Below are 14172 nucleotides of genomic sequence, written 5' to 3'. Positions count from 1 at the left end.
CAGTGTGGGCGCAGCGGTCGAGCCGGCGGGAGCGGGGGCGTCAGGCGAGCTCGCGCGGGTACGTGATGACGTCGACGAGCGCGCCATGGCGCCAGACGGTGACCTCGATGCGGCGGTCGATCGCGCCCTCGACCATGGCTTTCTGCACCGCGGTCACGGTGACCACCGGCTCGCCGTCGAGCTCGACGACGATGTCGCCCCGGAGCAGCCCGGCGTCCGCCGCCGGGCTGCCTGGCGTCACCTCCGCGATCTGCAGGCCCGTGGGGGAGCCGAGACGCGAGGCGAGCCGGGGCGGCAGCGGTGCCTGGGTCCCGGCGATGCCGAGCCACGCGCGCCGCACGCGGCCCGTGGACATGAGGGTCGTCACGATCTCGATCGTGGTCGTGTTGATCGGCACGGCCAGGCCGACGCCGATGCCGGCCACGGCGGTGTTCACGCCGACCATGTGCCCGGTGCTGTCGGCCAGGACGCCACCGCTGTTGCCTGGGTTGAGGGCCGCGTCGGTCTGGATGACCTCGTCGATCACGCGACCGTTGCGGGTGGGCAGCGAACGGCCCAACGCCGAGACGATGCCCGCCGTGACGCTGCCGGCGAGGCCGAGCGGGTTGCCGAGCGCGACGACGAGCTGGCCCACGCGCAGCCGCGCGGCGTCCCCGAGCGGCACGGGCGCGGGCACATCGCCCCGGGCGTGCAGCACGGCGAGGTCGGAGAGCAGGTCGCGGCCGACGACGTCGGCTCGCATGCGCGTCCCGTCGGTGAACGCGGCCTCGGCCGTCTCGGCGCCGGCGACGACGTGCGCTGAGGTGAGCAGGAATCCGTCGCGCGTGATGACGCTGGCGCTGCCCGCGCCCTGACCCCGCCGGGTCGTGATGGCCAGGCTCGCGACGCTGGGCAGCACGGCCTCGGCGACGGTGACGACGGCGCGCGAGTACGCGTCGAGCGCCTCGGCGTCTGTGGCGTCGGGGCCCGACGGTTCGCTGCCGTCTTCGGGTGGAGTGTCGAAGGCCACATCTGTGCAGCGTCCGGCGTGGCGGCGTTGTGCCCGTGTTCGCCGACGGCGGAGCCGTCTCCTGCTCGAGGTGGCGCTCGCAGGCGCCGCCGGGCGGCCCCCGCGTGGCGAACCGGTACGCTGACGTGCAGCAACAGCCGTACCGGAGAGGAGTGACCGTGGCGACGATCGGCGACGTGGCCCGCGAGGCGGGCGTGTCCCGGAGCACCGTCTCCGCCGTGCTGAACGGCCGCAAGCTCGTCCTGCCCGAGACTCGCGGCCGCGTCGAGGCGGCCATCGCCAAGCTCAGCTTCTCGGTCAATGCCGGGGCCAGGGCGCTGGCGACCGCGCGGACGATGACGCTGGGCGTGGTCGTCCGCTTCCACGAGGCGGAGTTCAGCCCCGCGCTGGCCACCTATCTCGTCGCGCTGTCCGACGCGGCACGCGAGAGCGGCTACTCCGTGATGCTGCTGACCGAGGCCGACGGCGAGGCCGCGGTCCGTAGTGCGATCGCCGGCAGGCGGGTGGACGGGCTCGTGCTCCTGAACGTCGTCGAGGACGACCCCCGCATGGAGCCGATCGCGGCGTCGGGCTTTCCCGCCGTCCTCATCGGCATGCCGCAGGACACGCGCGGGATCGATGCGGTCGACCTGGACTTCGCCGCAGGGGCGAGGCTGCTCGTCGACCACCTGGCCGAGGTGGGTCACCGACGGGCCACGTTCGTGCGCTGGCCGGACGACCTGTACGCGGCCGGGAGCACCTACGCGATCCGCTTCGCCGCTGCCGCCAGAGAGCAGGCGTCCGGGCGCGGGATGACCCTGGAGGAGGTCCCGTGCGCCGTCGGGCCCGAGCAGGTCCGCTCGGCGCTGGGCGAGGAGCTGCTCCGCCGCGAGGCTCCCGGGGCCTTGCTGGTGCACAACGACGCAGCGGTCGCGATGCTCCCGTTCGCGCTGCACGACGTCGGGCTGCGCGTTCCTGCCGACCGGAGCGTCGTGTCGCTACACTCGGCCGAGCTCGCTCGCCTGTATGCCCTGCCCTTCACCTCGGTGGAGTCCGAGCCCGAGGCTGTCGTGCACACGGCGGTCGAGCTGCTCGTGCGACGGATCGACGCACCCGACGAGGTGCCGGTGGCGCGTCTGGTCGCCCCGCACCTCGAGCGGCGCGACAGCGTCGCCCCTCCCGCCTGATATCCGCCTGATCTGGCGGCTTCCGGGCCGTTCGATACTCGCCCCGGGCGATCAGCGAACCGGTTCGCTGTTGACGCGGGACGGTGCGTGCTGCCACTATCAGCGAACCGGTTCGCTGACGGAGGTGGCCCGGGTTCGACTTCGATGGAGAGGTGCCTGTGATGACGATGAAGATGCGTCGGTACGTGGCGATCGGTGCCACCGTGCTGATCGGTTCGAGCCTGGCTGCGTGCTCGGGCGGGTCGACGCCCGAACCGGGTGCGTCGGGGAACGCGGCGGAGGGGACGATCACCGCCGAGATCGCGTTCTGGGATCCCTACCCCCAGCACGCCGACGGCTCCGCGTGGGACGAGCACGTGAAGGCGTGCGCCCCGGACGGAGCGACGATCGTGCGCACCAGCGCCCCGCAGACCGACCTGTTCAACCAGCTGACCACGGCGGTCAAGGAGGGCGCCGCCCCCGACGTCGTCCTGCTCGACAACCCGATGGTTCCCGCGGCGGTGGAGGCGCAGCTCCTGGCGACGGCCGAGCAGGCCGGGATCGACACGAGCGGCGTCGACGAGAACCTCCTCGGGCCCGGCATCGTCGACGGCACCGCGTACGGGGCGCCGTTCGGCTCCAACGCCCTGGGTCTCTACTACAACGCCGACGTGCTCCAGAAGGCCGGGGTCGACCCGGCGTCGATCACGGACTGGGCTTCCCTGAACGCGGCGATCGAGAAGGTCGTCGCCTCGGGCGCACAGGGCATCACGTTCTCCGGCGTCCCCGGGGAGGAAGGCGTCTTCCAGTTCCTGCCCTGGTACTGGGGAGCGGGCGCGGACCTGAGCGACCTCACGTCGGCGGAGGCGGTCTCGGCAGGCCAGCTCGTCTCGGACTGGATCGGCAAGGGCTGGGCACCCAGGTCAGCCGCGACCGACAACCAGTCGGCCGCCTGGGACCTGTTCCTGACCGGCGAGTACGGCTTCGCGGAGAACGGCTCCTGGTTCGCCGCGGCCGCGACCGACGCCGACTTCTCCGCCGGGGTCATCCCGATCCCGGCCAAGGACGGCGGCGTGGCGCCGGTACCCACGGGCGGCGAGTTCGCCGTCGCGCCGATCCAGAAGGACGACGCCTCGGACCACTACGCGAACGCTGCGGCCGTCATCGACTGCCTGACCGACGGCGACGCCGGGCTGGTGACGAACGAGACCCTGGGCTACCTGTCGGCCAAGCCTGACGTGCGTGCAGCGCAGGTGACGGCGAACCCCGTGTGGGAGCCGTGGGTCGCTTCCGTGGAGGGTGCCGGCGGTCGCACGACCGAGCTGGGCGGCCAGTACGTGGACGTCTCCGCGTCGCTGTCCGAGGCCATCCAGGGCGCTCTCAACTCGGCCGGCGACCCGGCCGGCGTGACGTCGGCGTTCGAGGGCGCAGGCGGCTTCTGACCGGCCGGGGGCGCGCCCGTTCCCCGGGGCGGGCGCGCCCCCGCGTCATCGATGACGATTGGGTGGACAGCACATGAGTACGTTGGCGGCGGCACCTGCCGCAGCATGGCCGACCGAGGCCCCCGGGATCCCCGTCGCCAGGCGGCGACGGCGGACGAGCACCTGGGCCGGCATCGCCTTCGCCGCACCGCTGGTGATCTACCTCGTCCTGTTCTACGCCTACCCCTTGGCGCAGAACGTCTGGATGAGCCTGCACCACTTCGACCGCAACACGTTCGTCAACGGCGGCGCACCCTTCGTCGGGTTCGACATCTACCGGGAGGTCTTCGCGCAGCCGCGGTTCTGGCCCGTCGTGCGCCAGACCGCGACGTTCACGATCGTGTCGATCACGGTCCAGTACGTTGTCGGGCTCGCCCTGGCGACCTTCTTCCACCGTGGCGGGTTCCGGCTCTCGTCGACGCTGCGGGCGCTGTTCCTCGTGCCCTGGCTGTTGCCGGTGATCGTCTCCGGCACCACCTGGCAGTGGATGATGAACCCCGACAACGGCGTGCTCAACGCCTTCCTCGGCGTCGTCGGCGTGGAGCCGGTCTGGTGGCTGAGCGCCGACAGCTCGCTGATGTCCGTGATCATCGCGAACATCTGGCTCGGGATCCCGTTCAACCTCGTGATCCTCTATTCCGGGCTGCAGAACATCCCCGGCGACCTGTACGAGGCGGCGGCCCTCGACGGTGCGAGCGCCTGGCAGCAGTTCTGGCGCATCACGGTCCCCCTCCTGCGGCCCGTCACCCTCGTCACGCTCCTGCTCGGCCTGGTCTACACCCTCAAGGTCGTCGACATCATCTGGATCATGACGTCCGGAACCGGGACGTCCCAGACCCTCGCGACCTGGTCGTACGGCATGGCGTTCGGCAAGGGCAGCTCGTCGGTCATCCGGTACTCGGAAGCCTCGGCGGTCGGCACGATCCTGCTCGTCGTCGCACTCGCGTTCGGCCTGATCTACATCGCGATACAGCGCAGGCAGGAGGAGGACTGAGATGGTTCGTCGCTCATGGTGGAAGGCGCCTGTCGCGGTCGCGCTGACGGCCCTCATGCTCTTCCCGGTCTACTGGATGATCAACGTCTCGTTCACCCGCCGGGAGAGCATCCGCAGCGGAGACGTGGTGCCCGCGGACTTCACCCTCGACCACTACGCCGTCGTCCTTCGCGACCAGCTGCCCTATCTCGGCACCAGCATCGTCGTCGGCCTCGGGACGGTCGCCGTGACGCTCGCCGTGGCCGCGCCGGCGGCCTTCGCCCTGGCGAGGCTCGCGGTTCCCGGCCGGCGGGTGCTGAACTTCGCGCTGATCGTCGCCCAGATGGTTCCCGCCGTCGTGATGTCCCTCGGCTTCTACTCGATCTACAACCGGATCGGGCTTCTCAACACGATCCCCGGCCTCGTCCTGGCGGACTCGACCATCGCCGTGCCGTTCGCGGTCATGCTCCTGTCGGCGTTCATGGCCGGGATACCGCGCGAGATGCTCCAGGCGGCCCAGCTCGACGGCGCGTCCACGTGGCGCACCTTCCGGTCGGTCGTGATGCCGATCTCGCGCAACTCGGTCATCACCGCGTCCCTGTTCGCGTTCCTCTGGGCCTGGTCCGACTTCCTCTTCGCGTCGACCCTGAACCGTGAGGGGGGCGATCTGCGCCCCATCACGATGGGCATCTACCACTACATCGGCGCGCAGAACCAGGAGTGGGGGCCGATGATGGCGACCGCCGTCGTCGCGTCCGTCCCTGCGGCCGTCCTGCTCGTCGTGGCGCAGAAGTACGTCGCCGCGGGCGTCACCGCCGGCGCCGTGAAGGACTGAGGACCCGAGTGACCCACAACGTTCCGCCGCCGTCCGGCGAGCGGCCCCGCGCAGAAAGAGTGACAGACGAGATGGACACCTTCGAGATCGGCCCGGGCAGGATCACCTGGCGCGGCGGCGGTCAGACCGTGGTCGTTCAGGCCTGGGGCAAGAGCTCGGTCCGCGTGCGGTGCGCGCCCGGTGCCGAGGTCTTCGACACCGACCACGCGCTGCTGCCGCCCGCACCCGTCGACGTCGCGGTCAGCGTCGACGGCGGCTCCGCCCAGCTCGTCAACGACGAGCTCACGGTCGCGCTGCACGCCTGGGACTACTTCGACGAGCAGGTCGGCTACCAGGTCTACCGGTGCGCGCTGGACTTCCGGGACGCATCGGGTCGCACCGTCCTGCGCGAGCTCGACGCCGGTGGCTCCCTCAAGCTCGACGCCCGCGGCTTCCGCCCGGTCGTCGGCGGCGACCACCACCTGACCGCCGCGTTCGAGCCGGTCCCGGGCGAGAAGCTGTACGGGATGGGGCAGTACCAGCAGGAGATCCTGGACATCAAGGGCTCCACCTTCGAGCTCGCCCACCGCAACTCGCAGGCGAGCGTCCCGTTCGTGCTGTCCAGCGCGGGGTACGGGTTCCTGTGGCACAACCCCGCGATCGGACGCGCCACCTTCGCGGCGAACCGCACGGAGTGGGTCGCGGAGTCGACGAAGCAGCTCGACTACTGGATCACCGTCGGCCAGACCCCGGCGGCGATCGCCGCCGCGTACGCCGACGCCACCGGCCACGTCCCGACGATGCCCGAGTACGGGCTGGGCTACTGGCAGTGCAAGCTGCGCTACTGGAACCAGGAGCAGCTCCTCGAGGTGGCGCGCGAGCACAAGCGACGCGGCCTCCCGATGGACGTCATCGTCGCGGACTTCTTCCACTGGCCCAAGATGGGGGACTTCCGCTTCGAGGAAGAGTTCTGGCCGGATCCCCAGGCCATGGTGGCCGAGCTCAACGAGCTGGGCATCGAGCTGATGGTGTCCGTCTGGCCGCAGATCTCGATCGAGTCGGAGAACTTCGCGCGGCTCAAGAAGGAGAACCTCCTGGTCCGCACGGACCGCGGGCTCGACCTCCAGATGGGGTTCCAAGGTCCCAGCGTCTTCCTCGACGCCACCAACCCCCGGGCTCGGCAGGCCGTCTGGGAGATCTGCAAGCGCAACTATCACGACCTGGGGATCAAGCTGTTCTGGCTCGACGAGGCCGAGCCCGAGTACGGCGTCTACGACTTCGACAACTACCGCTACCACCTCGGGCCGAACCTGCAGGTCGGCAACATCTACCCCCAGGCGTTCGCCCGAGCCTTCTACGAGGGGCAGAAGGCCGCCGGCCAGGAGGAGGTCGTCAACCTGCTGCGCTGCGCCTGGGCGGGCAGCCAGCGCTACGGGGCGCTGGTCTGGTCCGGTGACATCCACTCCACCTATGACGACCTTCGTCGGCAGATCACGGCGGGCATCCACATGGGCGTCGCCGGCATCCCCTGGTTCACCACCGACATCGGCGGCTTCCACGGCGGCGACATCACCGACCCCGACTTCCACGACCTGCTCGTGCGGTGGTTCCAGTTCGGTGCGTTCTGTCCGGTGATGCGGATGCACGGCGACCGCGCTCCCTACGACGACGTCACCGCAGCGGACGGCTCCGCACGCTGCCGCAGCGGTGCGCCCAACGAGCTGTGGAGCTTCGGCGAGGAGGTGTACGAGATCCTCGCCAAGTACGTCCACCTGCGCGAGACCATGCGGCCCTACACGCGCGAGCTCATGGCGGCCGCTCACACCTATGGTCAGCCGGTGATGCGCGGGATGTTCCACGAGTTCCCGGACGACCCGACGTGCTGGGACCTGGGCGACCAGTACATGTACGGGCCGGATCTGCTCGTCGCTCCCGTTGTCCAGGCGCATGCGACGAGTCGCGAGGTCTACCTCCCGCAGGGCTCGTCGTGGACCGACCTCCACACCGGCGAGAAGGTCGAAGGCGGGCGATGGATGACGGTCGAGGCCCAGATCGACGTGATTCCCGTCTTTGCCCGGGACGGAGCGCTCCCCGAGCTGATCGGCGCGCTGTGACGGCCCGACGGCGCGGGTCCCGGCAACGCTGCTAGCCGCCGAAGGCGTGAGGCAGCGTCGCCGCCGGTGTCGTCAGGCGGAGCGAGTCGAGGGCGCGGGTGATCGCGACTGCGGCTGCTCCGCGGGCCCAGGCGGTAAAGCCGGAGGGGTCGATGACGATGTGGACCGGTGTTGCTTGCGGGTCGCGGTCGGCGGTGAGCTGCGCGAGCGCGGACGGCGCGGCGAGGTCCCACAGGGCGATGCCGTCACCGGCCAGCACGATCGAGTCGACCATGGCGAGGTTGGTGATGCAGCTCAGCAGCCGCCCGAGGGCGCGGCCGGCCGTGTCGGTGATGGATCGGGCGGTGGGGTCTCCTGCCCCGGCGAGGTCCAGGACCTCGCCGTAGCCCACGGTGCGTCCCAGCTGCTGCGAAGCGTGAGCTGCGATGCTCGGTGAGGCGAGCATCGCCGTCGAGCAGCCAGGGTGCCCGAGGAAGCACGGCGGCCCGTCGTCGACGAGCGGGATGTGCCCGCCCAGGCCGAGGCCGGTGTTCGGGGTCTTGATGACCCGGTCGTGGATGACGAGCCCGTACCCGACGCCGGCTCCGACGGTGACCACCGCGAACGAACCGGCGTCGCGGAGCTCGCCGAACCACTGCTGGGCGATCGTCAGGGCGGTGACGTCGTTCTCTGCGCAGGTCGGCAGTCCGGTGGCGGCCTCGAGCGCTGCGGCGAGCGGCACGTCGTGCCAGCCGAGGAAGGTGGCACGGGTGACGACGCCGTCGTCGGTGACGTGCCCGCCGATGGTGACCCCCAGGCCGGCCACCGGTGCGCCTGCGGTCGCGCGGTCCAGCTCGTCGGCGAGCGAGGCGACGACGGCGACGATGTCGTCGAAGGCTGCGCTGGTCAGGGCGCGCGAGGCGTCCGCGAGCGGGGTCGCGCGGAGGTTCGTGATCACGCCGTACGCCGTGTCTCCGGTGATCTTGACGCCGATGAAGCGTGCTGCGTCCACGTGCACGTCGAGCGGCTTGGCGGGTCGGTGTGCTCCGTGCGCGGTAGCGGGAGCCTCGACGAAGATCCCTCGGTCGAGGAACGGGCGGGACAGGCGGGTCAGGCTGGCGGGGGACAGGTCGAGCCGATTGCCCAGGTCCGCTCGCGAGATAGGCCCGTGGACGAGGACCTGGCGCGCGAGCTCACGGGAGGTCTTGCCCAGGCCGGGCGTCTGGTCGTCGCTCACACCGGTTATTGTCCCCGAACGCTGGTAGGGACGCGCACCCTTGGCGAGCAGTTCTTTCCGTGGTAGAAAGAACCCATGCAGCAGCTCGAGCACTCTGGTGTGCTTCACCTTCGTGGCGGCGGGACGAGCGTCGTCCTGGCGACTGACCTTGCCGACCTTCCCGTGATCGTGTGGTGGGGTGCGGACCTCGGCGACCTCCAGGATCCCGAGCTGGCCGACCTGGTGGCGGCCGGGGTTCCGCAGCGAGTCTCCGGCGGCCTCGACGCCCCGGTCGCGATGTCGCTCGTGCCGGGCCAGTCGGCCGGATGGTTCGGAATCCCGGGACTGTCCGGGCACCGCGCCGGCCGGGACTTCTCACCGCGCCTGGTGACCCGCGCGATCGACGTCGAACGTGTCCGCGCCGGCGGCGACGGTCCCGCGCGGGTGGTCGTCCACGCCGCTGACGAGGCTCCCGGGCTCACGCTCGACGTCGAGCTCGAGGTCACGCCCGCGGGGTTGTTCCGTCAGCGGCTGACGCTGACGAACCGCACCGAGGAGCCGTACACCGTGGCGGCGCTCGCGCCGGTGTTCCCGTTGCCGGCGGGCGCCGACGAGATCCTCGACACCACCGGGCGACACCTGCGCGAGCGGTCCCCGCAGCGGCACGAGCTGACCGTCGGTGCACACGTGCGCGAGTCCCGCCGTGGGCGACCCGGCCACGACGCGAGCCTGCTGCTCGCGGCCGGCCGGCGAGGGTTCGGCTTCGGGCACGGCGTGGTGCACGCCGTGCACGTCGCCTGGAGCGGCAACCACCGGCTCGTCGCCGAGCGCACGCCCACGGCGGACGCGTACCTGTCCGCCGGGGAGCTGCTCATCCCGGGCGAGATCGCGCTGGACCGCGACGCCTCGTACGCCACGCCCTGGGCCGTCGGCTCGTGGGGCGAGGGGCTCGACCAGCTGGCACACCGGTTCCACCAGGAGCTGCGGGCACGCCCCCAGCACCCGCGACGGGAGCGACCGGTCACCCTCAACACGTGGGAGGCCGTCTACTTCGACCACTCGCTGCCCACCCTGCTCACGCTGGCGGAGCGTGCCGCGGCGGTCGGCGTGGAGCGGTTCGTCCTCGACGACGGGTGGTTCCTCGGCCGCCGCGACGACACCGCGGGGCTGGGGGACTGGTTCGTCGACTCCGCGGTGTGGCCCGACGGGCTGGACCCGCTGATCGCCGCGGTGCGCGGACTGGGGATGGAGTTCGGGCTGTGGGTCGAGCCCGAGATGATCAACCTCGACAGCGACCTCGCCCGCAAGCACCCCGAGTGGATCCTGCGTGCCCGCGACGAGCTGCCGCTGCCCGGACGTCAGCAGTACGCCCTGGACCTGGCGCACCCGGACGCGTACAAGTACGTGCTCGAGCGGCTGGACGCCCTGCTGAGCGAGCACGACATCGCCTACCTCAAGTGGGACCACAACCGGGACCTGCTCGAAGCCGGCAGCGCCGAGACCGGCCGTCCCCACGTGCACGAGACGGTGCTCGCCCTGTACCGGCTGCTGGCTGAGCTCAAGGACCGGCATCCCGGGCTCGAGATCGAGTCCTGCGCCTCGGGCGGTGGCCGTGTCGACCTGGGCATCCTCGAGCTGACCGACCGTGTGTGGACGTCCGACACCCTGGACCCGATCGAGCGCCTGACCAACCAGCGCTACACCGGCCTGCTCCTGCCGCCGGAGCTGATGGGCATGCACCTGACCACGCCGAAGGTGCACTCCACAGGTCGCACCGTGGCGCTCGACCTGTCGGGCGGTGTGGCGCTGTTCGGCCACTTCGGTATCGAGTGGGACCTGACCACGCTGGACGACGAGGGCCTGAGCGAGGTCGCCGGCTGGGTCGCGCTGCACAAGCGGTACCGCGACCTCGCACACGGCGGCCGCGTGGTGAACGGCGACGGCGACCCGCACGCCGACGTCCGTGGTGTCGTCTCCGCCGACGCTGCCGCCGCGGTGTTCACCTACGCCCAGGTCACCACCAGCGTCACCTACCCGCCCGGCCGGTTCACCCTGCCGGGTCTCGACCCTGACCGCCGCTACACCGTGCGCGTCGTCGCCGGCTCGGTCGACGACGGTCCCGGGCAGTCGCCGCTCGCCTGGACCCGCCGCCCGATCACGCTCACGGGCCGACAGCTGGCGCTGGCAGGCCTGCAGGCGCCTGTGCTCTACCCCGGTCGGCTCGTGGTGCTGGAGGTCTCCGCCGTCTGACCCCGAGCGGCCCGCCGTGAGCGGCCCGCCTCACCCATCACCCCCTCGCGCAAGGAGGCGCAACCCATGAGTCGACACCTGTCCCCGAGACGTCGGCGGGCCGCGGTGCTCCTACCTCATGGCGATGGCACCCCTCCTGCTCGTCTACGTCATCGCGCAGCGGTGGGTCATCTCCGGCGTCGTGCGCGGCTCCATCAAGTGAGCCACGGCCCCGTCGGGCATCTCGTGCCGGGTCAGCCCACTGCGCGGAAGGTCGCGTCGGCGCGACCGGTCGCATCGGTGATGGTGTCGAGCCGGAGCTGGTACGCGTAGTGCCTGATGTACCGGTCGGGGAAGTTGTACGACTGGTACGACGTCCACGAGGACGAGGCCAGGCCGGCGACGGCCCTGAAGCTTGCGTCGGCCCGGAAGGTCGACGTGCCGTCGTAGCGTGCGAGGACGAAGTCGAAGCTCTCGTGCCGCAGGTAGTGGTCGGGGAGGTTCACGGACTGGAACGAGACCGTGCCGGTGCCGGCCAGGCCCGGGACGATCCGCCACTGCCCGTCCTGGGCGGGCGACACGTTCGGGTCGATGCGCACGTCGTAGTTCGCGTGGCGCACGTACCGGTCCTGGAAGTTGTAGGACTGGATCCGGCTGACCGCCGTGCTGCCCCAGCGCGCGACGATCCGGCTCTGCTCGGCAGCGGTGATCTGCAGGATCGACCCGTGCCGCTTCTTCGTGCCGCCCAGGTTGTAGGAGCTCACGGTCTGGAAGTTCTGGGTGCTGCCGAGGTTGGACGAGCGGATGGGCATGTAGCCGCGGCCGGTGGCGAACTGGTCGAGCCAGAGCGCCCACGAGGTGCCGTTGTTGAACGGCATCCACATGGGGCCCTCGACCACGTTGCCGCCACCCGTACCGTTGGAGATGCCCATGTGGGACAGGTTCCCGATCGTGGTCCACGTGCCGAGGATCGAGTTGCTCGCCTCGATCGTGATGTGGCCGTCGGCGGAGGCGCGGTAGTACCGGAAGCCGCCCACGCTCGTCGGCGACTCGACGATCTGGGTGTCGATGATGCCCTGCGTGCCCGGCCGCTCGATGTAGAGCTGCGCGGCGCTGAACGTCTGGAAGTCCTTCGTGCGCGAGTAGTAGATCCGGTGCTTGGTGACGCCGTTGCGGGCGGCGTTCGTCGCCCAGTAGACGACGTAGTCGCCGGTGGCGGGGTCGTAGATCGCCTCCGGCGCCCACGCGTTGCCCGCGCCCGAGATGCTGCCGGCGACGTTGACGAGTCGGGGCTCGGACCAGTCGACGAGGTTCGTGGACTCCCACACGACGAGCGATGTACTGCCGCGGTTGGCGGCGTCGGACCACGACGTGCCGCTCGCGATGCGCAGATCGGTCGCGATGATCCAGTACTTGTCGCCCTGCGGGGAGCGGACGATCGCGGGGTCACGGACTCCGCGGGTGCCGACGGTGGACACCACCACGGGGCCGCCGTTGTTGAGGTCCGTCCAGTTCAGCCCGTCCGTGCTGTGGGCGAGGTAGATCTGCTCGCCGCTCGCGGACTCACCGGTGAAGTGGACCATCAGGTAGCCGGTGAACGGGTCGAGGGCGGACGCGCGCTGCGCGGTCGCGACGACCCACGTACCGGCCAAGAGGGCGAGGGTCAGGAGCATCGCGGCGACGGTGGTGGCCGTTCGTCGTGACGAGGCAATGAGGTTCATATCACTCCTTTGTGACATCACAGGGTCGGCTCGATCGGGACGATCGTGCCGTCGGGGTTGAAGGTCATCCGGTCGATCGCGACCTCGCGGTTCGTGCCGTTGCCCGCGGGTACGGCGAACCGGTGGTAGCCGACGTACCAGGTGTCGGTGCCCGGCACCTGCACCACGGAGTGGTGGCCGGTGCCCTTGATCCCCAGGTCGAGGCGCTTGCTCAGCACGACGCCGCGCCTGGTCCACGGGCCGAGCGGGGACGTGCTGGTGGCATAGGCGACCTGGTAGTTCTCGTCCCGCGTGTCGTTCTCGGACCACATGAAGTAGTAGGTGCCCTGGCGCTCGAACACGAAAGACGCCTCCCGGTAGCCGCTCGGGGTGATGTTCTTGACCTTGGCCGCGTCGAACGACGTCATGTCGGCGTTGAGCGGCACGACCCACGCCGTTCCGTTGCCCCAGTACAGGTAGGACTGGCCGTCCTTGTCGGTGAACACCATCGGGTCGATGGCCTGCCCGGAGTAGGTGCCGGCGCGCACCAGCGGCTTGCCGAGGGCGTCGCGGAACGGGCCTGCGGGAGAGTCGGCCACCGCGACGCCGAGGTGCTTGGCGGTGTCACCAGACGCAGCCCCGCCGCTGAAGTACATGTAGTACTTCCCGTTCTTCGCGACGACGGCGGGTGCCCACGCCGAGTTGTCGGCCCAGGACACATCCGGCCCGAGGTCGAGAACGACGCCATGGCTGGTCCAGGTCACGCGGTCGGTCGAGGACCAGGCGGTGTACGACGGCGACGACCAGCTCGCGTAGCCGTCCGTCGTCGGGTACAGGTAGTACCGGCCGTCGAGGTAGGTGATGTGCGGATCGGCGAAGAGACCGGGAATGACCGGGTTCGTGGTCGTCTTCGGCGCCCACGGGGACCGGAGCTGGAACGAGCTGTCGGCCCGGAAGAGTGCCGTGTCCTGGTAGGTGTCGATCCAGAGCTCGGAATCGCGGTGCCGCAGGCGCCGTTGCGGGAAGTTGTACGACGTGAACGACACCGAGCCCGAGACCGAGCCCGTCTCGGCGCAGAACGTCGCGTCGCCGCGGAACGTGGCCGAGCCGTCGTTCGTCTCCAGCCGCACCCGATAGTCGCGGTGGCGCAGGAACTGCCCGTTCACCGCCTGGAACGAGTAGCACGACGGCGACGCGAGACCGGGCACGACCGTGAACGACGCGTCCTGCTTGAGCTGGGCGGAGCCGGCGGACGTCACGGGGTCGATCCGGCCCAGCCAGTCCTGGTGCCGGACGAACCGCCCTGGGTAGTTGACCGACTCGAACGAGGCACGGCCCAGAGCGATCGTGGTGGGGGCCGCCTCGGCCGGCGGCACGAGCGCAGCCGGTACGAGGGTCAGCGCGAGCAGCGCGGCCAGACGGGTTCTTCGAAGTGCTGTGCTTCTCATGGTTCTCTCCCTCGAGGACCTTGCGGAACACGGGCGTCAGCGCCCGACGTGCACAAACGCCCTG

The 14172-nt window shown here is 70.5% G+C and carries 10 protein-coding genes and 1 pseudogene; 7 read left to right on the top strand and 4 right to left on the bottom strand.

Features of this window, described 5'->3' with window-relative positions; translation table 11 throughout:
• Positions 1-40: 40 nt before the first annotated feature.
• The gene (locus tag L1785_RS10220) at positions 41-1009 is read right to left on the bottom strand and encodes a S1C family serine protease (protein WP_236089155.1); all 969 of its coding nucleotides are present in this window, start codon (positions 1007-1009) and stop codon (positions 41-43) included.
• Between the two features lie 158 nt (positions 1010-1167).
• On the opposite strand from L1785_RS10220, the gene L1785_RS10215 reads away from it, so the two are divergent.
• From L1785_RS10215 to L1785_RS10195, 5 genes are all read left to right on the top strand, one after another.
• Entirely contained in the window at positions 1168-2175 is a 1008-nt protein-coding gene (locus tag L1785_RS10215) for a LacI family DNA-binding transcriptional regulator (protein WP_236089154.1), read from the top strand.
• Between the two features lie 161 nt (positions 2176-2336).
• Entirely contained in the window at positions 2337-3596 is a 1260-nt protein-coding gene (locus tag L1785_RS10210; protein ID WP_236089153.1) for a sugar ABC transporter substrate-binding protein, read from the top strand.
• Positions 3597-3669: 73 nt separating this feature from the next.
• Positions 3670-4629, top strand: a complete 960-nt coding sequence (locus L1785_RS10205) for a carbohydrate ABC transporter permease (protein WP_236089152.1) — start codon at positions 3670-3672, stop codon at positions 4627-4629.
• A 1-nt stretch (position 4630) separates the two neighbouring features.
• On the top strand, positions 4631-5443 hold the full coding sequence (locus tag L1785_RS10200) for a carbohydrate ABC transporter permease (protein ID WP_236089151.1): 813 nt from the start codon (positions 4631-4633) through the stop codon (positions 5441-5443).
• A gap of 71 nt (positions 5444-5514) precedes the next feature.
• Positions 5515-7536, top strand: coding sequence for a glycoside hydrolase family 31 protein (locus tag L1785_RS10195; RefSeq protein ID WP_236089150.1), 2022 nt, complete (start codon positions 5515-5517; stop codon positions 7534-7536).
• Positions 7537-7567: 31 nt separating this feature from the next.
• Here the strand turns inward: L1785_RS10195 and L1785_RS10190 are convergent, their stop codons facing one another.
• Positions 7568-8752, bottom strand: a complete 1185-nt coding sequence (locus tag L1785_RS10190; RefSeq protein ID WP_236089149.1) for an ROK family protein — start codon at positions 8750-8752, stop codon at positions 7568-7570.
• Between the two features lie 75 nt (positions 8753-8827).
• Here L1785_RS10190 and L1785_RS10185 point away from each other — a divergent pair, with 75 nt between their 5' ends.
• Together L1785_RS10185 and L1785_RS10180 are read left to right on the top strand one after the other, a co-directional pair.
• Positions 8828-10981: an alpha-galactosidase gene (locus tag L1785_RS10185; protein ID WP_236089148.1), complete on the top strand. Its 2154-nt coding sequence runs from the start codon at positions 8828-8830 to the stop codon at positions 10979-10981.
• A gap of 109 nt (positions 10982-11090) precedes the next feature.
• Positions 11091-11183 (top strand): annotated as a pseudogene (locus L1785_RS10180) (carbohydrate ABC transporter permease); the annotation flags it as partial.
• A 31-nt stretch (positions 11184-11214) separates the two neighbouring features.
• Here L1785_RS10180 and L1785_RS10175 read toward each other — a convergent pair.
• The gene (locus L1785_RS10175) at positions 11215-12681 is read right to left on the bottom strand and encodes a glycoside hydrolase family 43 protein (RefSeq protein WP_236089147.1); all 1467 of its coding nucleotides are present in this window, start codon (positions 12679-12681) and stop codon (positions 11215-11217) included.
• Positions 12682-12698: 17 nt separating this feature from the next.
• On the bottom strand, positions 12699-14108 hold the full coding sequence (locus L1785_RS10170) for a family 43 glycosylhydrolase (protein WP_236089146.1): 1410 nt from the start codon (positions 14106-14108) through the stop codon (positions 12699-12701).
• Positions 14109-14172: the final 64 nt, after the last annotated feature.

The sequence above is a fragment of the Antribacter soli genome, from assembly GCF_021568775.1.
GTDB classification, from domain to species: Bacteria; Actinomycetota; Actinomycetes; order Actinomycetales; family Cellulomonadaceae; genus Antribacter; species Antribacter soli.
This window is presented reverse-complemented; position numbering and strand designations above follow the sequence as displayed.

Coding starts and splice junctions, on each gene's coding strand:
- L1785_RS10210 (WP_236089153.1), top strand. CDS start 2,337: ATGACGATGAAGATGCGTCGGTACGTGGCGATCGGTGCCACCGTGCTG.
- L1785_RS10205 (WP_236089152.1), top strand. CDS start 3,670: ATGAGTACGTTGGCGGCGGCACCTGCCGCAGCATGGCCGACCGAGGCC.
- L1785_RS10200 (WP_236089151.1), top strand. CDS start 4,631: ATGGTTCGTCGCTCATGGTGGAAGGCGCCTGTCGCGGTCGCGCTGACG.
- L1785_RS10195 (WP_236089150.1), top strand. CDS start 5,515: ATGGACACCTTCGAGATCGGCCCGGGCAGGATCACCTGGCGCGGCGGC.
- L1785_RS10185 (WP_236089148.1), top strand. CDS start 8,828: ATGCAGCAGCTCGAGCACTCTGGTGTGCTTCACCTTCGTGGCGGCGGG.
- L1785_RS10175 (WP_236089147.1), bottom strand. CDS start 12,681: ATGAACCTCATTGCCTCGTCACGACGAACGGCCACCACCGTCGCCGCG.
- L1785_RS10170 (WP_236089146.1), bottom strand. CDS start 14,108: ATGAGAAGCACAGCACTTCGAAGAACCCGTCTGGCCGCGCTGCTCGCG.